At 58.9% G+C, this 20017-nt stretch carries 15 protein-coding genes; 7 read left to right on the forward strand and 8 right to left on the reverse strand.

Features of this window, described 5'->3' with window-relative positions; genetic code table 11:
• The first annotated feature begins 13 nt into the window (after window positions 1–13).
• A complete protein-coding gene (locus RBB82_RS10925; RefSeq protein WP_433975161.1) occupies window positions 14–850 on the forward strand; it encodes a helix-turn-helix domain-containing protein in 837 nt (278 codons plus the stop codon).
• A 124-nt stretch (window positions 851–974) separates the two neighbouring features.
• Here the strand turns inward: RBB82_RS10925 and RBB82_RS10930 are convergent, their stop codons facing one another.
• The 4 genes from RBB82_RS10930 to RBB82_RS10945 form a co-directional block, all read right to left on the reverse strand.
• A complete protein-coding gene (locus RBB82_RS10930; protein ID WP_433975162.1) occupies window positions 975–2807 on the reverse strand; it encodes a glycoside hydrolase family 2 protein in 1833 nt (610 codons plus the stop codon).
• Between the two features lie 430 nt (window positions 2808–3237).
• A complete protein-coding gene (locus RBB82_RS10935) occupies window positions 3238–5262 on the reverse strand; it encodes an ArnT family glycosyltransferase (RefSeq protein ID WP_433975163.1) in 2025 nt (674 codons plus the stop codon).
• Between the two features lie 167 nt (window positions 5263–5429).
• Entirely contained in the window at window positions 5430–8438 is a 3009-nt protein-coding gene (locus RBB82_RS10940) for a PAS domain-containing protein (protein WP_433975164.1), read from the reverse strand.
• Between the two features lie 23 nt (window positions 8439–8461).
• Window positions 8462–9172: a YceH family protein gene (locus RBB82_RS10945; protein WP_433975165.1), complete on the reverse strand. Its 711-nt coding sequence runs from the start codon at window positions 9170–9172 to the stop codon at window positions 8462–8464.
• Window positions 9173–9227: 55 nt separating this feature from the next.
• Between RBB82_RS10945 and RBB82_RS10950 the strand changes: the two genes are divergently transcribed.
• The 4 genes from RBB82_RS10950 (at window position 9228) to RBB82_RS10965 (ending at window position 13207) form a co-directional block, all read left to right on the forward strand.
• On the forward strand, window positions 9228–10148 hold the full coding sequence (locus RBB82_RS10950) for an ornithine cyclodeaminase family protein (protein ID WP_433975166.1): 921 nt from the start codon (window positions 9228–9230) through the stop codon (window positions 10146–10148).
• A gap of 198 nt (window positions 10149–10346) precedes the next feature.
• Window positions 10347–11099, forward strand: coding sequence for a YcbK family protein (locus RBB82_RS10955; protein ID WP_433975167.1), 753 nt, complete (start codon window positions 10347–10349; stop codon window positions 11097–11099).
• A gap of 107 nt (window positions 11100–11206) precedes the next feature.
• Entirely contained in the window at window positions 11207–11734 is a 528-nt protein-coding gene (locus RBB82_RS10960) for a hypothetical protein (RefSeq protein ID WP_433975168.1), read from the forward strand.
• Window positions 11735–11782: 48 nt separating this feature from the next.
• On the forward strand, window positions 11783–13207 hold the full coding sequence (locus RBB82_RS10965; RefSeq protein ID WP_433975169.1) for an MFS transporter: 1425 nt from the start codon (window positions 11783–11785) through the stop codon (window positions 13205–13207).
• Between the two features lie 246 nt (window positions 13208–13453).
• On the opposite strand, the gene RBB82_RS10970 is transcribed toward RBB82_RS10965, so the two are convergent.
• The 4 genes from RBB82_RS10970 to RBB82_RS10985 form a co-directional block, all read right to left on the reverse strand.
• The gene (locus RBB82_RS10970; protein WP_433975170.1) at window positions 13454–14281 is read right to left on the reverse strand and encodes a hypothetical protein; all 828 of its coding nucleotides are present in this window, start codon (window positions 14279–14281) and stop codon (window positions 13454–13456) included.
• Between the two features lie 193 nt (window positions 14282–14474).
• Window positions 14475–16568 carry a radical SAM protein gene (locus RBB82_RS10975; protein WP_433975171.1) on the reverse strand — a complete coding sequence of 698 codons (2094 nt, stop codon included), beginning with the start codon at window positions 16566–16568 and terminating at the stop codon, window positions 14475–14477.
• Between the two features lie 298 nt (window positions 16569–16866).
• Window positions 16867–17790, reverse strand: coding sequence for a hypothetical protein (locus RBB82_RS10980; protein WP_433975172.1), 924 nt, complete (start codon window positions 17788–17790; stop codon window positions 16867–16869).
• 46 nt (window positions 17791–17836) lie between these two features.
• Window positions 17837–18553, reverse strand: a complete 717-nt coding sequence (locus RBB82_RS10985; protein WP_433975173.1) for a hypothetical protein — start codon at window positions 18551–18553, stop codon at window positions 17837–17839.
• A 386-nt stretch (window positions 18554–18939) separates the two neighbouring features.
• Between RBB82_RS10985 and RBB82_RS10990 the strand changes: the two genes are divergently transcribed.
• Together RBB82_RS10990 and RBB82_RS10995 are read left to right on the forward strand one after the other, a co-directional pair.
• On the forward strand, window positions 18940–19191 hold the full coding sequence (locus RBB82_RS10990) for a hypothetical protein (RefSeq protein WP_433975174.1): 252 nt from the start codon (window positions 18940–18942) through the stop codon (window positions 19189–19191).
• On the forward strand, window positions 19191–20000 hold the full coding sequence (locus RBB82_RS10995; RefSeq protein WP_433975365.1) for a septal ring lytic transglycosylase RlpA family protein: 810 nt from the start codon (window positions 19191–19193) through the stop codon (window positions 19998–20000). Before RBB82_RS10990 ends, RBB82_RS10995 begins: the two co-directional genes overlap by 1 nt.
• Window positions 20001–20017: the final 17 nt, after the last annotated feature.

The raw sequence follows: 20017 nt of genomic DNA on the forward strand, positions 1-20017 counted from the left end.
AGGAGGGCACCTCGTGCGCACGATCCAGACAGCAAAGCCTCAACCTGAGCTGAGCGAGTTTATCGAGGTGTTTGCGCAGCGCGAGATGGACTGCGGCGGCGCAGCGTTCTCGCAGCCCAATAGCTCCAGCTTGCAGCAGGGGATAGCCTTTTACTTCGACGGTCAGGCGGTCCTTGACTATCCGGATGGTCGAAGCAGACTTGCTCCAAAGACTTACGTCTTCGGCGGGCTGACGCCTCCTTGCGGAGGCGTCAGTTTTTCCGGTCATGTCGTAGGATTCGCGATTTTCTTGAAGCCTCTTTCGTTATGGCCGCTCTTTCGCATCCCCTCAAGCGTTATTTTCAATAAGGACTACGACGCAGAGGACCTTCTAGGACGAGAGGTCCTGGACATGTGGTCAAAGCTGGCCGAGTGCGAGACCTTCGAAGAGCGCGTCCTTGCGGCCCAGCAGTACCTGACGCCATTTGTCTCTCGCGCGCGTGGACGCACATTGATCGCAAGGACCGCTCATTACATGCTGGACCGCAAGGGCGCGGTCCGCATCGATGAGATCGCAGACCAGGCGAGACTCAGTGTGAGGCAATACGAACGCAGATTTCTGGAAGAGATTGGGTTGACTCCGAAGAGCTTCGCACGAACGACGCGCTTCCAGCATGCGCTTGACGCGAAGCGTTGCTTCCCAAGGCGTACGTGGTTAAGCATTGCCCACGAGTTTGGGTACTTCGATCAGATGCACATGGTACGAGACTTTCAACGTTTGTGCGGCATTGCGCCGAGCGACGTGCTTGATTTGAGCGGTGACATACAGCCTTGGTCGCTTCCAGCGCACAAGACACTGGAACTCAGGTGAAGAGACACCCAACTTATAGGTATAGCTCCGAAATTAGCCGATACATCCCCAGAAACGCGCTTGTCACCACGTGGGCGACAAGCGCGTTTATCGTGTATCAGTCTTGGTTTTTAGATAGGAATGGTTATTCGGCTTTGCCTAGGGTTTTGTCTTTGTAGGCTTTTTGCAGGATGAAGAAGGCTTGCTTCTTTTGACCCTGGTCGGAGAGGAGGCCCTTGCGGTTGAAGTTGTCCTGGATGCCGGGGTTGAGGCGGCGTGGGGAGCGGAAGTCCATCAACAGCCAGGGTGTGGTGCCGCGGAGCTGAGGGATCTTGTTGAGCATCGCGATCTGATGCTTGTAGAGCTCGGCCTGATACTCCTCGGTGAACTGCGCGGGCGTGGTGCCTGCGGGTGCGTGGCGACCGGCTCGGGCTCCGCCACCCCACTCGGACATGATGAGGGGCTTGTCGTAGTGGATGTCCCAGGTGGTGGTGTCGGGGCCGGTGAGGCCTTGCTCGTACCAGCCGATGTACTCGTTGGTGCCGATGACGTCGAGTGCGTTGCCGAGTGGGTCGTCGACGATTTTGGTTGTGCCGGTTGGGGACTTCTCGGTGCGGACGAGGAGGGCGGCGGTGACGAGACGGGTGGGATCGAGTTGGCGGGAGAGGTCGGCCATGGTGGTGAGGTACTTGGTGCGGGCGGGGTTGTTGGGTGTCTCGTTGGCGACGGACCAGAGGATGACGGAGGCTTTGTCGCGGTCGCGGCGTATCATCTCGGTGAGTTGCTGTTTTGATTTGGCGAGGACGGCGGGGTTGTCGAACTGGAGCGCCCAGTAGTCGGGGATCTCGGACCAGACGAGGACGCCGAGGCGGTCGGCGGCGCGGGTCATGCGCTGGTCGTGGGGGTAGTGGGCGAGGCGGACGAAGTTGCAACCGAGTTCTTTGGCCCAGCCGAGGAGGGTGTCGACGTCTTTTTCGGAGTAGGCGCGGCCGGTGCGGAAGGGAGCTTCGGCGTGGACGGAGATGCCGCGGAGGAAGATGGGCTGGCCGTTGAGGAGGATCTGGTTGCCGCGGACTTCGATGGTGCGGAAGCCCATCTCGTCGGTGAGTTTGTCGGCGCCTGAGGAGAGTTCGACTTTGTAGAGGCGCGGGGTGTCGGGGGACCAGAGGGTGAGGGATTTGACGGGGAGACTGATGGCGGCGCGGGAATCGGCGTCGACGGTGGCGGTGGTGGTGGCTTTGAGGTCGGGGATGGCGACGGTGACTTGCGTGCCTGCGGCGGCGCCTTCGACGTGGACGTAGCCTTCGATCAGGCCGTGGTCGGTGCGGCTGAGATGGAGGTCGTAGTCATCGATGAATTGAGTTGGGGTTTCGACGAGGGAGACGTCGCGGGTGAGGCCGCCGTAGTTCCACCAATCGGTCTGGAGGGTGGGGACGCCGTCGGCGATGCGGGTGTTGTCGACGGAGAGGACGACGAAGTTTTTGCCGTCTTTGAGGGCGGAGGTGATGTCGCAGTCGAAGGGAGTGAAGCCGCCTTCGTGCTCGCAGACTTTGACGGTGTTGACCCAGACGAAGGTGCGGTAGTTGGCGGCACCGATGTGGAGGAAGGTGCGGGTGTTGGGCTTAGGTGCGTAGGTGAAGTCCTTCTGATACCAGACGACGCCCTCGTAGTAGAAGAGGTCGGGGCGCTGGGTGTTCCAGTCGCCGGGGACCTTGAGCGTTGGGGCGGTGGCGAAGTTGTAGTCGAGGGGCGGGCCGGCGGGGTTTGGGGTGGCGTTCATGAAGAAGCCGTCTTTGCGGATCTCCTGGTGGAAGGTGTAGAGGCCGGTGGCGTAGGGGTCGACGATGGTGTGCCAGTCGCCGTCGAGAGAGGTGGCGGTGCGGTGGTCGACGTTGACGAGGAGGGTGGTGTTGGTTTGTGCGAGGGCGGGTGTTGCGAGGAGTAGAGCAAGGAGGATGCGGGTGGCGGACTGCAGCATGGATGAGTCTCCGTGGGCGTTTGGACGCAGGTGAGGTGTGAAATGCTCTCCGGAGACATAATACTTCGGTCTTTGAACAATTGCTTGGATTGCTTGCGGGACGGTGTTCTTCGCCCATCTGGCCGATTTTCAACTGCACGACGCGTGCCTTGGCGATGAGGCACTCGTGTGCTCAACTCTTGCTTAACGATGAGCGGTTCTGAGCGATGTTCCTAGTGTATTGGTACGCAATACAGCAGATTCCTCCGCTTCGCTGCGGAATGACAACAAAAAAGGCAAAAGCAGCTGCAACGACAACAGCAGATTCCTCCGCTTCGCTGCGGAATGACAACAAAAAAGAACAGAGCTTTACACCAATGCGCATTCTGCTCTAGTGTTCGGCCTTTGCGTATTCCGTCATTTAGTATTCCGTCTTTTAGTGTTTCGTCTTTTAGTGTTTCGTCTTTGCGTGAAGCTCGCCGATCAGGCTCTTTTGGAAGACAGGATCGAGTTCCGACGACTGGAGGGCGGCGGCATACTCTGATTGGGCTGCCGCTGCGTCACCTGTTGCAGCCAATGCATCGCCGAGGATCATGTGGGCAGTAGGATTGTTGGGGTCGAGGCTCACTGCGGTTCGCGCTTCGCGGATCGTATCTTCGACTTTGTGTTGCTTTGCAAAGTCTTCCGCTGCGTTGATATGCTCGAGTGCAGCGACCGGCCCAAGTGTGAATTGTCCTTGATAGACGTATACTCCTCGGTCAATGGTCGCTGCGGGCTGAACCGATGCAAATGGAGCATACGGGTTTTCCCTGCCGGGTGTGTCTACACCGGACAACTCGCCATCGCTTATTAAGAGCGTGCCCGATATCTTTGGGTCATCACCGAAGCGCATGCTATCGAGTCCCGTCCAGAATGTTACGGCTGTCGGCAGGACATGACAGTTGATTCCATAGTCTCTGAAGTCGACAGGACCTTGTGCGGAATAGGCAAAGTAGCAGGGCTGAGAGGGGTGCGTGTCCAGATAATATTTGACGGATTTGAGCTGCTGGCCCCAGTCCACGTTCGAGTCGGCGAGGTAAAGGTGCGTCTTTGAAGGTCCTCCCCAGGCCTCATTCGCGTAGGCCATCAGTCCGGGACGTGCAAACACTGTTGTGGCGAACTGCCCGAGTAGTAGGACGATAAAAGCATAGGTAAATTTTGGATTTCTGGAGACGAGGTGCGCTGCGCATCCCGCGATCAGAATGTAAAGCAGCGGGAACATCGGGAACAGATGCCTGTATCCGATGCCGAGATCTGACGATGTTGAGAGCAGGAATATAAAGATCGGAGGAATGGTCAGAAAGACGATCTCGCGTCGCATTCGCCAATGCCCACGCAGTACGACAACGATCGTCAGCGCGAATAGAATCAGGAACGGCAGAGTGCTCTTGATGATAAAGGCGCCCGGGAAATACCAACGCGAAGCGCCCGAGTAGTCTCGTCCGAAGAAGTAGCTTGGGATATCGGCTGCTGAGATCTTGGTGTCGGCCAACCCGTAGATATAGGCCTCAGGCAACAGGTGAAGTGTGCTGACTGTCGTCAGTACATGACGAGTCACCGGCGAAGTGAGGCTCTGCAGATACTGTTCGCTCGTTGGGTTCAACTGCAGAGGGACAGGGCGGGCCGCATAGCGGAAGTGATATATCGCCCAGATGCATCCCACTCCGATCACTAAAGCGACTGCAAGCGTGGTGATCACCTGCCGGAGTGAAGCAGATTCGCTGCTCGCTGCTTCATCCTTTGTCAGCCAGTAGTTGATTGCCGCAATCAGGCACAATATCGGAACAATAAACACACCCGTAAACTTGGCCGTCATCGCTAGTCCGACGGCGAGCCCAACCGTGATGAGTCTGCCTACCGTAGGACGTTTTACGTATCTGTAGAACGCATAGACAGCGGCAAGCATCGTGAACGAAGCCCCGATATCTGTTGTCACGTAGGAGCCGTGAGCGATGAAGTTCGGATCCAGACAAAAGAGCAGTAGAGCGAAGAGGGCCGGTTTGTCGCCGAACATCTCCCGTGCGCAGAAGAAGAGCAGCGTGGCGAGCAGAACGGTAAGCAGCGAAGCCATGATGCGGGCGGGAATCAAGGTACGATCGATTCCGTTAGCAGCAAGGAAGCGCTGCCCCAGTACGAAGCCCTCGTTCTTGAAGGGAGCGCCCGTAAATGCAGGCTGTTTGATGTCGCGATGCAAGAGCGGAATTGCGTCCCACATCTTTATCAATGGGGGGACCTCAGGGTTATAACCAAAGTCTCCATGCTCCCACGCGAGCCATCCTGAGTAGAGATGTTGTGACTCATCCCAGCTCACGGAGTCACTCTTTGCTATATGAACGCAGCAGATAAAGAAGAGGAAGATGACGATGGCCGCTGAGATCGTTGTGACCCGGGATAGTGAACGACGCGGCGCGCTCTGAGAGGTGGTGGCTGGGATCATCGTGTCCGTTCTTGCTTATGAAGTCGATTCGTAAGGAAACGATATCGTTCAGATCGCGGTTTGCATAGCGGGCTTGCCAACGAACAGCCGGTTTTTGGTAAGCGATCTCGCCAGAGTGGCTTCGAACGACGCATTCAAACCAGAGAGACGACGGTGAAAAATCTTGGCTAGCTGGTGGTGGGTAGGACTACTTCTGCCCGAGGGAGGAAGAGGGAGAAGATGGTACCGTGACGGACGGGGTCGTCTGTGCTGCGGTAGGTGAGGCGGCCTTGATGGCGGCTGACGATTCCGGAGGAGATCCAGAGGCCGAGGCCGGTGCCGTTGAGGTCTTTGGTGGTGTAGAAGGGCTCGAAGAGGCGCGACTTTACGGCGGGGGACATGCCGTGGCCGGTGTCGGCGATGGTGATGCGAATGCCGGGCCGGGGTTGAAGGTACTCGGGGGAGTAGTCGGTGGCGTCGTGGGCGCGAACGATGAGACGACCGCCGGAGCGCATGGCGTCGATGGCATTGGCGATGAGGTTGTTGAGGACCTGACGGATGTCGTTTTCGAAGCAGAGGATGGTGGTGTCGGTGTCGTAGCGGGCGTCGACCTGGATGTGCGAGTTGGCGAGGCGGCCTTGATAGAGAAGAAGGACGGCGTCGACGAGGTCGGATGCGGTGACGCGGGTGGCGCGGACGGCCTGACGGTGGAAGCGGAGGGTCTGGGTGGCGATCTGGCAGACGCGGGATAGCTCAGACTGTGCGGTGTGGAGGTATTGGCGGGAGATCTCGGGCAGGTCGGACGAGAGGCCGATGAGATAGAGGAGGTTGGTGATGGCCTCGAGTGGGTTGTTGATCTCGTGTGAGATGGAGCTGGCGAGGCGACCGACGGCGGCGAGTTTCTCGCTCTGGATGAGAGCGGCTTCGGCCTTCTTCTGGTTGGTAATCTCGAGGACTACGGCGGCGATCGCTTCGACGGTGTGGTCGGCGTTGAAGACGGGGGAGTAGCTGACGTTGAAGGATCGTTTCTCGCCGGGTCTGCCGGGAAGTTCGCCCTGGAGAAGCTGGTTGCGGACGGGATGACCCGCAGCTGCTGTTTGCAGGAGCTCTTTGAGGCCAGGGAGGGAGACGACGTCGGTGATGACTCGGCCGAGGATCTTCTCTCGGGGGAGGCCGATGATCTCGACCTGACGGTCGTTGATGCGGATGTAGCGAAGGTCGGAGGCGTTGAAGAGGGCGAGGCCGACGGGTGCGGTCTGATAGATGGATTCAAGTTCGGCGCGCTGGCGTTCGGTCTCTTCCTGGCGTTTTTGGAGGGTCTCGGCGAAGGTCTTGCGGTCGTCGATGTCGATGGCGACGCCGAGCCAGTTGAGGATCTTGCCGGAGTCGTCGGGGACGACCTGGGCGCGGACCCACCACCATCGAGGCTGGCCGTCTTTGGCACGAACGAGGCGAGCTTCGAGATCGTAGTCGTCGCCAGTGGCGACAGAGTGTGTCCAGGCTTCGAGGACGCGCTGCTGGTCGTCTTGATGGAAGGCGTTGAGCCAGTTGTGACCGGTGAGACCTTCAATGGTGAGGCCGCTGTAGTCGAGAAAGCGCTGGTTGGCGTAGGTGATGCTGCCGTCGGGGGTTCCCATCCAGATGGCCTGAGGGTTGAGGTCGGCGAGGACGCGGTAACGGGCCTCGCTGGCGACGAGGGCCTCTTCGTTCTTTTTGCGATCGGTGATGTCGATGGTGAGGCCGCGGAAGCGGGTTGGCTTGCCGTCGACAAGGACGGCTTGACCGCGACTCTCTAACCAGAGGATACGACCATCCGCGGCGAGGACCTGGAAGTCCTGCACGACCATGTGGTCACTTTCGGCAGCGGTTTGAATTGCGGCGGCGATGAGAGGAAGGTGCTCGGGCAGAACGATCTTCTTGAAGGCGCGGTAGTCGGCTACCTCAGAGAAGGGATGACCGAATACGGGATAGGAGCCGGTGCCGTAGGTGGCTTTGCCGGTGGCGTAATCGATGTCCCAGGTGGCGGTAAGTGCGGTTTTCTGAACGGAGGCGAGGAGCTCCTGCTGCTTATGGAGGATCAGGTCGGCCTCGCGACGGGCGGTGATGTCGCGGAAGAAGACCACTATGCCGCCGTCGTAGGGGCGGCACTGAATGGCGAGCCAAAGGTTGATGGGATCTCGGGAGAAGGCTTCAAACTCGCCCGGAATGCCTTGCTCCATTGCCCGGTGGTAGTTGTAGCGGAAGGGGCTGTCGGGTAGCGCAGAGCCGGGAAACTCCTTCCAGAGATTCTTTCCGAGGAGCTCGCCCTTGGGTCCGAGGAGCTCTTTGGCGCGGCGATTGAGGAAGGTAAAGTTCCAGTCGTGGTTGAGGCTGACGACAGCGTCGTTGGTGGTCTCGAGGACCTGGCGGAGCTGGCGGGCAGAGGCGTCGCGGAGGAGCTCGGCACCTTTGCGGTCGGTGATGTCGCTGGAGAAGATGATGATGCCGTCTTCGTAGGGGCGGACGGAGACTTTGAACCAGATGTCGAGCGGCTCGGGGTAGTAGGCCTCGAACTCGGTGGGGGTGCGCCGCTCCATGGTGGTGCGATAGTTGGAGAGGAAGGGCTCCTGCTGGTTGGAGGGAAAGCGCTTCCAGAGATTTTCGCCGATGAGGGTGTCGGTTTTGAGGATGGCGAGCGCGGCGCGGTTGGCGAAGGTGCAGTTCCACTGACGATCGATGCAGACGATGGAGTCGGGGAAGACGTCGAAGATTTGTTGGAGCTGACGGACGGCGGAGTCGCGGAGAGACTGGGCGCGCTTGCGGTCGGTGACGTCGCGATAGTAGAGAGCGACACCTTCGTCGGATGGGATGATGTGGACGTCGATCCAGATGTCGAAGGGAGCGTAGAAGTGCTCGATGTGCTGGGCAACGCGAGTCTGCATGACGTTGCGATAGGTGCGCTCAAGGTCGGTGCCGACTGTTTCGGGGAAGAGTTGCCAGTGGGTCTTGGTGTTGATGTCGGAGGGTTGGAGGCGGCTGATGCGGACGGCTTCGGCGTTGGCGTAGGTGACGGTCCAGTTGGTGTTGCAGCAGAGGACGGCTTCGGGTAGCTGCGCGATGAGACGTGCCAGGTGGTCGTTCTCAGCGTCGATCTCACGACGGAACTGTGCGCGTCGATTGAGGATGGCAGGCGATTTGTCGATGAGAGAGTCGGCCATGGCTCACAGCTTTTGGTGAAGCTTCATCTTACAGAGGAATCGTCGCCAGACACAGGTGCTTCGATGTGTGACTCGAGGCGGTCGACGCGGGATTGCAGTGACTGGAGTGCGGCTGAGAGAGTGGCGACTTCGGCTTCGAGTTGGGCGACTCGGGAGGTGCTCGAGCCGGGTGCTTCAGTTTGGCCGGGGCTTCGGTCTGGGCCGGTGGCGGAGAGGTCGGGCGGGCCGCCGAGGAGGTGGGCGTAGCGGGCTTCGCGTGAGCCGGGCTGGCGGGGGAGGATGACGGTGAGTGGGCCGGTGTTTTCGGGGGTGGTCTCGTCGGATGGGGGACGGGAGGCCAGGCGCTCCAGGGTGGAGTTGACGGCGGCGAGGTCGTCGAAGGTGAAGAGGCGGTCGGCACGGCCGCGAAGTTCGCCGGGCGTCTGGGGGCCGCGGAGCATGAGGAGGCAGAGGATGGCGGTCTCGTCGCGGCGGAGGTTGAGGACGGTTCGGATACGGTGCTCGTACTTGGGGACGCGGGCGTCGCGGACGGGGGTTGCGAGGGCGAGGTCTTCGAGGGCGTGAAGTGCCTGGCGGACGTCTTCTTCGGTGAGCTCGAGGACGGGGTCGCGGCTGGAGCGCTGGTTGCAGGCGTTGACGAGAGCGTTGAGGGAGAGGGGATAGTTCTCGGGGGTGGTGATCTCTTTTTCGATGAGGGAGCCGAGGACGCGGAGCTGGATGGGGTCGAGCTGCATATCTACTAGGGTGCCATACGCGAGGGCGCTTGGTGCGATTGATAATTGAAGGACTATGTCTGACGACCAGTTGCTCTTTATTCGTGAAGAACAGGTGAGGGCGGCGCTCTCCTACGACGAGTTGATTCCTGCGATGCGGGTGGCGCTAGTGGATTTTTCCGCTGGACGGGTGGTGCAGCCGCTGCGGACGGTGATGTCCGTGGCTCAATATACCGGTTGGTTTGCGGTGATGCCGGCAGTGTATGGGGACGTGATGGGTGCGAAGATGGTCACGTTTTATCCGAAGAATGTCGATAAGGGGAAGCATACGCATCTGGCGATGATTCAGCTGTTTCGCGCAGATACGGGCGAGCCGCTGGCGATGCTGGATGGGCGGCTGATCACGGAGATGAGGACGGCGTCGGTGTCGGCGGTCGCGGTTGATATGCTGGCGCGACCAGACGCGAAGGTGCTGGGGATTCTTGGGAGCGGTGTGCAGGCTCGATCGCACGTACGGGCGCTGTCGGGAGTGCGGAAGTTTGAGGAGATTCGGGTTTGGAGTCGGTCGGAGGGCAATGCCCGGAGGTTTGCCGAGGAGGTTGGAGGGCGGGTAACGACGGCGGAGGAGGCGGTGTCGGGCGCGGATGTGGTGCTGACGCTGACGAGTTCGCCGGAGCCGGTTTTGTTTGGGCGATGGCTGAAGAACGATGCAATGGTGTGCGCCGTTGGTGCGGTGACGCCGGATCGCAGGGAGCTTGATGACGAGGCGATGCGGGGTGCTGTTGTCGTGGAGTCTCGGGAGGCTGGGATGCGGGAGCCGGGGGATATCTTGCTGGCGAATGCTCATGTGACTGCGGAGATCGGTGAGCTGCTGCTGGGAGGCGTGCTGGACAGGAGGGATCGGCCAGTGGTGTTTAAGTCGGTTGGGATTGCGATTGAAGATGTTGCTGCGGCAAAGCTTGTATATGACAGGGTTACGAACGCGAGTAAGGCGTAAAACGTTGTTGCAACGAAAGGGTTTATGAGGAAGGCTTGTTTGGCGTTGGATGGCCCGTTTGTTGATCCTTATATGACACTAAAGTTACACAAGCGATATAGGTGATTTGTGATGAGTTAGATAGACTTGAAGAAGGAAATGAAGAATGGCGAATCTTATTTGAGCTTCGCATTCCTATCCAAGACTTTGGGAGTTGGCATGCAAATTTTGCGTGGGAGATGTGTCGCCGGAGCTGCAGTTGCGACGATATTGGTTTTTGGGGTAACGGGTTTTTCCTGGGCCAAGACGGCAAGAACAAAGTCGCATGCTGGGCTGCATAGCTCGGTCAACACGCATGCTGTGATCTCGGGCGAAGAGGTTGTGCCGGGGGTGATGCCGGATGAGGCTTCCTCGGGTACGGCATCGAGTGAGTTGCCGGAAGATGGAAAGGCTTACTCGCTGCGGATGACGAATCTGCACACGGGCGAGAGTCTGGATGTGGTGTATCGGGTTGGCGACACGTATGTGCCTGAGGCACTGGAGAAGTTGAATTACTTTTTGCGGGATCACTACACGCAGGATGTGGTGCACTATGAGCCGAAGGAGTTCGATGTTCTGCATGCGCTGATGTCGCGGCTGGGCCGGGCCAGTGGAGTCATCCAAGTGGTCTGCGGGTATCGGACGCCCGAGACGAATGCGGCGCTGCGGCATGGATCGGTGAAGACCGGGGTGGCTGAGCATAGTCAGCACATGGAAGGGCATGCGATCGACCTTCGCATTCCCGGGGTTTCTACGGCGCAGGTGAGGAATACGGCGCTTTCGCTGCATGCAGGTGGGGTTGGATATTATCCGGTGTCCCAGTTTGTGCATGTGGATGTAGGGCCGGTGCGGGAGTGGGCGTTTGGCGCGGCGCCGCGAAAGCCGAGCAGGCGGGTTCATAGTGCTCACTCGGGAACTGTTGCGGGCGAGTAGCTTTGGATTAGAGGTTTCGATTGATTGAGTGTTGTAAGCGGCTCCGGTTTCCGGGGCCTCTTTGTTTTGGCGTGGTGGGTTTGGCTATACTTCGCCGCATGGAGTCTTTGCGGCGGCAATTGAGAGGGGCGAAGTGGGGTTTGCCGTTGGCTCGGGCGGTCGCGGAGGAGATTGGTGGGGATAAGGTCGCAGTTCGAGCGCTGGTGCGGGAGTTGTTTGGGGAGGATGTTGAGGTAAGGAAGCGTGCGGCGGATGTGGCGCGACGAATTACGGAGGTGGATTGTACGTTGCTGGGGCCCTACGCCGATGAACTTGCTGGATTGCTGGAGACGCTGCCGGTGGAGGAGTCTCGGACGCGGTGGCACCTTGGATTGGTTGTGCCTCGGGTGGCGTGTACTCGGTTGCAGCGGCTAAGGGCGGCCCGGACGATGTCTCTGCTGGCAGAGGATGAGAGCAACGTCGTAAGGTGCTCGGCGGTGGAAGGGATGGGGCTGATGTCGCTGCACGAGGATTCGCTGCGGGATGAGGCCGAGGAGATGGTGGAGAGGTACCTGCGCGAGGGGACGGTGGCGATGAAGAGCAGAGCGCGGGGGGTGCAGCGGAGTTGGACGAGGGCGGAACAGAAGAAGAGGTGACGACGCGGGGTGATCGTAGGGTGTTGCGAGTTTTCGTAAAATAGAGGGATGAGGAAGAGTCGTTCGCTGTATGTCACCACGTTGATTGCGGGCGCATTTTTCATGGAGAACCTGGACGGGACGATTATCGCCACGGCGCTGCCGCAGATGGCGCGCAGCTTCCATGTGGGTGCGGTGAATCTGAACATCGGGATGACGGCGTATCTGCTGACGCTGGCGGTGTTCATTCCGATCAGCGGGTGGGTAGCAGATCGGTATGGTTCGCGTTCGGTGTTTGCGTCGGCGATTGCAATCTTCACGCTGGCGTCGCTGTTTTGCGGGGGTTCGCGGACGCTGACCCAGTTCACGCTGATGCGGATTGTTCAGGGAATAGGCGGCGCAATGATGGTGCCGGTGGGCCGGCTGATTGTGCTGCGTAATACGCCGAAGGAGGAGTTGACGCAGGCGATCGCGTATATAACATGGCCGGGGCTGACCGCGTTGGTGCTTGGGCCGGCGCTGGGTGGTTTTATCACGACGTATGCGAGCTGGCATTGGATCTTCTTTCTGAATCTGCCGCTGGGTGTCGTGGCCCTGACGCTGGCGTTGCTTTGGATTGAGAATGTGCGGACGGACGAGCGGCATCCATTTGACTGGCTGACGTTCGTGCTGGGAGGGTTCGCTTCGGTGGGCGTGGTCTATGCGATGGAGAAGCTGGGCGGCGAAGGTGGGGGATGGCAGCTGCCTGCGACGATTCTGGTGCTGAGCCTGTTGAGCGGTACGGTGGCGGTGATGGTTGGCAGGCGAAGGCCGTCGATCTCGCTGATCGACTTCGAATCGCTGCGGCTGAAGACGTACTCGCTTTCGGTGTATGGGGCGAGCGCGTTTCGCATTGCGGTATCGGTGCTTCCGTTTCTGCTTCCGCTAATGTTCCAGATTGCATTTGGGCTGAATGCGTTTCGGTCAGGGCTTTATTTGCTGGCGTTGTTTGCGGGCGACTTGAGCATGAAGGCGTTTGTGATTCAGGCGCTTCGCCGGTTCGGGTTCCGGCAGATTTTGCTGGTGAATGGAGTGATTACGGTGGGCTCGATGATGTTATGCGCGACGCTGACGCCGGCAACGCCGCCCATGCTGATTGTGGCGATTTTGTTCTTTCATGGGGCGTGCCGGTCCATGGAGTTCACCTGCATGACGACGCTGGCGTACACGGAGATTCCGGCGAGGAGAATGAGCCGCGCGAATGGATTTTTGAGCGCCATCATGCAGCTCAGCATGGGGCTGGGGGTGGCGGTGGGGGCGATCACGCTGCGGATGGTGGCGCATGCGCATGGACACTCTGCCGTGACGCCGCAGCTGCGCGATTTTCATGTTGCCATTCTGGTGATGGCGGTGCTGGCGCTGGGACCAGTGGTGGATAGCCTGGGGCTGTCACCGAGTGCGGGCGTGGCGACGAGCGGCCATACGGAGACAGAGCTTGAGGTCAACCCGGTTTGAGGTGAGGACGAAGGGTTGAATGTGTCGATGCGACGGGTGGTCGCGAGCGGTCGTCGAGACAGTCTCTAGCGCATGACATGGGGTAGGCGATGTTGAGCCGGAAGCATTTTTTGAGCGGCTGGGTGTGGAGTTGGTTGAGTTTTGAGTGCACGGGGTTGGTGGCGAGAAGGGCGTGCCTTCGCGCGATGCCCACTCATCGCAAAAGCGCGATGAAGGTGCGATGCGGTTATCAGCGTCTGCCGCCTGTTATCTTTTTCTCTCGATATCTTCCCATGTGTCGCCTTCCATGTAATCTGGGTCAAATTGAGGCGAAACTGGCAGCCATCCTCCCGGTAAGCATGTCGCTTGTTCCGCGAGGGGAGCCATGTATTTCAGAGTATTCGCGTCAAGGTAGTAGCCCATAAAACCACTCACGCCGAGTAGCTGTTTGAATGCCCAACGCATGTCAGTACCAGTGCGTTTGTCTTTGATGAGCCGCATAGATTCGTACGCCACCAAGTCGGCTGGCTGCAATGAAACATTTTTATCCCATTGCCCAGGAATGCACGTCGCTAATCGCGATCCTATATCTACATCTAGGTCCTTCAAAAGATAAAAGGCCTTCACGATGTCTGCTGACAGTTCGTTTCGCTCAAAAATAACGGACAGCTGGTATTCACTGGGCAGCTTACGCATGTATGAGGCAAGCATTGCTATGCACATCTTGAAGCAAGCTATGTATGGATGTCCGAACCGTTCCTGAGCTTGAAGAGAGAACAACTGCCGATAGGCATCTGCATGGATACCCATACTTGTTACCTGAAGATTGCCTCCGCGTTTCTGGAATGCCTTTAAAAGCCTCTTTGAGTACTGCTGCTGCTGGCCCCTATCCCAACCCGCGTATTCTCCATCCCGCGCGTTCAGCGGGGCTGCATGAAATCTGGAGACCCCACACCTTGTGTTTATACCTGTCCAATTATCTTCCAGTTTTTTGAATGTCCTCTCCTCCCCGAGAAGACCCGCAACACAGTAGTTGTGTGGCCTATGTTGTGGTGAATCGTAGCTCTCATCACAGTAGAACCAAAGCATAGCCATCAGTCGCCTCTCCGGGCCGGGATACGGATCATCAGATATCGCCTAAATGGGAATAGAAAACATTGATTTCTCGAAATGCGATTTGATATTTCAAGTATCGTCAGAGATAGCCCCAAATGCAAAGACCGCCATTGCTGGCGGCCTTTGTGTTTCTTGCTGTTTGGCGTGGAGCCACGCGTCCTGCATGCGGTGATTAGTCGCCGGAGACGGTCTCTTCTACTTTGGCGATTGGGGCTGGGGCGGCTTTGATTTCGCCGATGGAGATGAAGCCGGGCTGCTCCTGCTCGCCGAGCACTTCCTTGCGGTAGAGCTTGGCCATCTTGGCGTTTTCGGCGTCCTGCTTGATCTTCGCATCGCGTGCGCGGATCTTTTCTTCGCGGGAGTTCTTCGCGATGCCGGACTTGTCGAAGGTATCGTTGGCGGCGGCGTTGACGTGCTCATCGTTGAGGACGAGGTCGTACTTCGCTTCCTTCTCGAGACCGACCTTCTTACCGCCGGCGAAGATCTCGTGACGGCCATGCTCCTCGTACCACTTGGTGAGGGTGGAGGTCATGTGCATCTTCTCGATGATGTTGCGCCAGCCTACGCCGGTGTTGTACGCGCAGAAACTGATCTCACCCTCTTGTGTGGCGTAGGGGATGATGCACTGCTCGGTGCGGCGGAAGTCGTAGTTGAAGAGGTCCTGGAACCACATGCCGGCGATGAAGAGGAAGTTCCAACGGTCGGAGCGACGCTTCTCGATGTCGGCCATGGTGCGGTCTGCAGTGACCTTGCCGTAGCTGCGGCCTGTCGCGCCGAAGCTCTTGTCGAACTTCTGCAGGAGGTCCTTGATCTTGAAGTGGGTCGGTGCGGCCTCGGGCTTGTAGTTGCGGAGAAGTGCGAGGGTGACGCCGATGATGGAGAGCCACTTGCCGCGGGCGGCGTCGTTGATGCGGGCGACGTCCTTGGCGAGGCGGTCTGCATTGATGAAGGCGGTGACGGGAACTGCTTCCTTGGTCTCCTTGTCGATCATCAGGGCCATCGAGATACCGCAGTTCGGGTGGCAACCGCAGGATAGCTGGCCCCAGTCGCGGTCTGGTCCGTGGACGAGGTCGGCCCAGTCGGAGAAGGTGGACATGAACGAGATGGGGAACCAGTCGCGGGTCGGCTCGCCGAGGCCCGTCTGGTTCTTTACATCGTGCGCGAGGTGCGACAGCGTGTAGCGCTGAGCCTTGCGGCGCTCGTCGGAGATGTCTTCGTCGCGGCCAGTGAAGCTGACCGGCTGGAAGGAGAGGAAGTTGATCTTCTTCGGGTTGTCGAGCGCGAACTCGATGATGCGGCCCACCTGCTCGTTGTTGATACCGTTGATGATGGCGGTAACCGGCACGATGTCGACGCCAGCCTCGTGCAGGTTATGGATAGCCTGGAGCTTCACGTCGAACGAGTTACCGACCTTGCGGTGCGAGTTGGCTGCGTTGCCGATACCGTCGAACTGCAGGTAGGCGTAGCGGAGGCCAGCTTCAGCAGCAGCCTTTGCGAACTCCTTCGACTTGGCGAACTCGATGCCGTTGGTTGCGGCCTGAACGGAGGTGTAACCGACCTTGCGGGCGTAGGAGACGGCGTCGAGGAAGTACGGGGAGAGCGTGGGCTCGCCGCCGGAGAACTGAACCGACATCTGACGACGGGGCTTGATGGTGACCGCGTTGTCGAGCATGGTCTTGATCTCGTCCCAGGTGAGTTCGTGGACGAAGCCGACCTGATTGGCGTCCATGAAGCAGGGGTCGCACATCATGTTGCAGCGATTGGTGAGGTCGATGGTGAGAACGGAGCCGCGGCCGTGGGTGACGGTGGAGGTGCCGTGGTTATGGAGCTTCTCGTCGTTGTGCGCGCGGATGTCGCGGCCGGGGAAGACCTCTTCGAGGTGCTTGAAGAAGGCGGTGTCGATGGACATCAGGTCTTCAAAGTGGCCGTGGATGGGGCAGTCCTTGACCATGAGGATCTCGCCGTTGCGCTCAATGATCTGGGCCTTGATCTCGCCGACCTTCTCGTTGAGAAGGATCTCGTGGGGGAGCTTGCCGTCGACGATCTGCTGACGGATCTCGGGGATGCACCTGGGGCAGAGAGAGTCAGTCGTGCGAGGCCAGCCGAGGGGCGGCTTTTCCTTTTGGTAGCTCTTGAGGAGAGGCTTGTCGCTCCACTTTGGGGTGAAGCTGGCGTTGGGGCTGAATGAGTTCAGCTTGTTGAATACTGCCCAACCTGCTTTTGCTCCGTACGTGAGAGCTTTTTCGGCAATTTTGGCCTTCGGCATTTACTTTGTCTCCTGAGTGTCCATCTAATGTCTGACTGTCGTCGGGGGTATTTTTTTATTTTATCTACTAAGGGTCGTTTTTCATCCTGCTGATCGGATGCTGGGTAGCTCCGGAGGTACGCATGCATTTCAAGATATGTGTCTTCTTTGGTAGCAGATGCGGTGACGATCCTGTTCGATTCACCTCTTAAGAGTACGCAGCCTGGGGGCCATATCGAAGCTTGTGTTATCGAACGGCGAGAATCTGCATTGAATGGCGACGGTGAGCGGTGGATGGGGCGGGTTTTTCCTCGATTTTTTATGGCACGGTCACGGCGTTGTTGCTGCTTGCAATGTTGTTCAGGATTCTCTGGACGAAGATGATACGTATGTGGACGCGGCTGGCGACGTCGGGCAGGAACTCGGTGAGCAGATTATTGACTGGGTCGAGGGCGTAACCGGTGAAGATGCGTTCGACGGTCGATGAGGCGCTGCTGTCGATGCCGGGCACGTACTGATTGGCCAGGACGGCGCCGATGGGGTAGTTGGATAGCGTGGCGTAGTTCGGCATTGGGGAGCCGTCGTCGTGGCGGGCGATGACGGTGCGGGAGACGGAGTAGATGATGCGCCTGGTGAGTGGAGCGTGAGGCATGCGAAGATAACGCGGATCCTGGTGGACGAGGACGGGGATGGCGAAGACGCCGAAGAACTGGGCGGTGGTGTCCTGCAGATAGCTGACTCCGACGGATTTACCGAATCCTTTCAATCCGGGCCCGTAAGCGGAGTGGGAGTCGGCTGCGACCGAGATGGCGGAGATGCCGACGATGGTGCCGAAGTTTTCAGGGTCGGCAAGGTTATGAAGCGCAGCGTAGCCTTTTTCCTGCCAGGTGAGGGGGATCACGATGTTTGTGGTGAGGAACTTCTGGTAGGGATAGATCAGCTCGAAGCAGGGTTCAGGAACCACGCCGACTTTATTCGGATCGTAGTAGACGACCTTTGTCGCGCGGAAGGCGTTGCAGGGCCTGGCTCCGCTGCCGGTGCTTTTGAAGGAGGCTTCGGCTGCGACGACGACGCTTTGCCGGTTTGGAGAGACGGCGCTGGGAGCGTCTGGGAGATCGTCCGGGGGGTCGCCTGAAGCTGAGTCAGCGGGGGCGGACGCGATCTTCATGCTTGTGGGTGCCGATGTTTGCGCTGCTGTTGTGATGGCAGCTAGCAGCAAGACCAAGATCAGCAACCAACGCATACGAATGGCTCCTCGCAGCCTGCTTTCATAAGACGTAGCGGAGGGTCTACTCGGGCTTTTTGAGGTGAACGATCTCGAGTGCCTCGTCGAGAAACTCAGTTACGACAAAGCCGGTCGCGGCGCCGCCCATCGAGGTGCCGAAGGTCTCTAGTGTCTGGGTGAATCCGCGATTGGTTTGAGGGTAGTATGCGTTGGTGAGTGCGGCTCCAAAGACGCGGCCGGAGATGAGGGAGTAGTTGGGTGTGGCGTGTCCGTCGTCTGCGCGGGTGACGACGGCGCGAGTGGCGGAGTATACGACTCGTTTGAAGAAGCTGTGGCCTTTACCCATCTTGTAGTAGCGCGGGTCTTCATGAAAGAGGGGAGCGAAGACGACGTTGCCGAAGATGTTCTGGCTGGTGTTGCGCAGGGCGGCGGCACCGAGGCGCTCTCCGAACGCACCGCTGTCGGTACCGTAGTTGGGACTGCCGTTGACGAGATGCGTGTAGCCGGCGGAGGTGGTCCATCCGATGAGGGAGAATAAGGTGAAGCTCTGCTTGAATCCCATCACCTCTTTGTCGTGCGCGGAGAGGGGTGGGGCGGTTTGTCCGGGGTATATGGTGATATCGCTGCGAGTGGCTAGGATCCTGCGTCTCACCGCGGTTGCGTCAAAGGCTGCGCTCCTCCCTTCTTTTGCGGCACTGTCTGTTGCTTCGGTGGAACTACTCGATTCGCCGATGGAAGGGATGCTGTTTGAGTTGTCGGGAGCATCGGGAAGAGAGAGCATGGCGTTTGTCGTCGCAATCGGCCGGGGCTCCGTTTGTGCCTGTACAGAGAGACTTGTCGATGCGAGGAGGGCGATGATGGCTAATATTTGATTTGCATGTAGGAGCTTTCTTAAAGTCAGTCGTGCTCGTGCAATTGTCAAAAATAACTCCCTTTGAGAATGTAGGATTTCCCCGGCTCGAACTGTATGTACGAGTTGCTGGGCGGGGTTTTTTCCGCGATGCCGTTATATATAACGGACGCGTGAAGCTGGCCGCAAGTTGTCCAGGTGCTGATTTGACCTGATCTGGGGCATGGTTACCACATCGGCACGTTCACACAATCGCTCGCGATGAACGTTGACCTTGCGTTTTCTGCGTCATCTAATCAAATGAGAGAGGTGCGCGTATGGCGACCGAAGAGCCGAAACGACCGTGGGAGCAGCAGTTGCGCGATGCTGCGACGCATCTGGAAGCTGATCTGAAGAACGTTGTGAAGTACATCAACGATGAGGTGGTGCCGGATGTTCGGCGCAATGGCTCGGACGCTCTGCGTACCGCTGCTGCTGAGCTGCATAAGCTGGCGACGCGGATGGACGATCATGCGAGACGGTCGTCAGGCGCACCTCCGCCGCAACCGAAGGATGCGCCAAAGCCGTGATGCGGTCGCGGCTTGTGTCCGCGGCAGTGCTGTCGGCGTGTGCGCTGACGGTGGGCGGCTGTCACAAAGAGACGACGCGAGCGTATCGGCCTCCGCCGCCACCTGCGTCTGGATCGTCTCGTTCGGCTTCGAAGACAGCTCCGAATCATGGCAAGAGTTCGCGGCCGAATACGACGGGGGACACAGCCAGTGCGAAGGCGGCTGCTGTTCCTCCGCCTGCTCCCGCTATAGTGCCAAATAGTTTTGGTAAGCCGGTTTCAAGTGAGGTGGGGATGGCTAGTTGGTATGGGCCACCGTATGCCGGGCGCAAGGGCGCCGATGGAACGGTGTACGACCAGAATGCGATGACCGCTGCGCATCTGACGTTGCCGATGGGGACGATGGTGCGGGTGACGAATCTGGCTAACAATGAATCGGTTGTGGTGAAGATTACGGATCGTGGGCCGTTTGTGCACGGCCGCATCATTGATCTGTCTCTGGCGGCTGCGAAGGCTACGGGAGTGTATCGCGCTGGAGTGGCGAAGGTGAGGGTGGAAGCGTTTGCTCCGCCAGCGCGGGCGAATGCCGATCCGGGTGGGCACTGGTGTGTGCAGGTGGGGGCGTTCGCGCATGAGTCAGATGCGGTGAAGTTGAAGGAAGAGATGATTCGGCGGTACTCGACTGCGAAGGTGATTGAGTTTCCTGGACCGACTGGGCATTGGGTGAGGATCAGCCCGAAGGTGCCGGATAAAGGTCATGCTACTGAGGTCGCGGATAGCATTCATCCAAAGGATCCTGCGGCTCAGCCTTATTTAATTCGGACGGACTAGCGAGAGCGCTGGCGGCG

The organism is Tunturiibacter lichenicola, assembly GCF_051013355.1.
GTDB classification, from domain to species: domain Bacteria; phylum Acidobacteriota; class Terriglobia; order Terriglobales; family Acidobacteriaceae; genus Edaphobacter; species Edaphobacter lichenicola_F.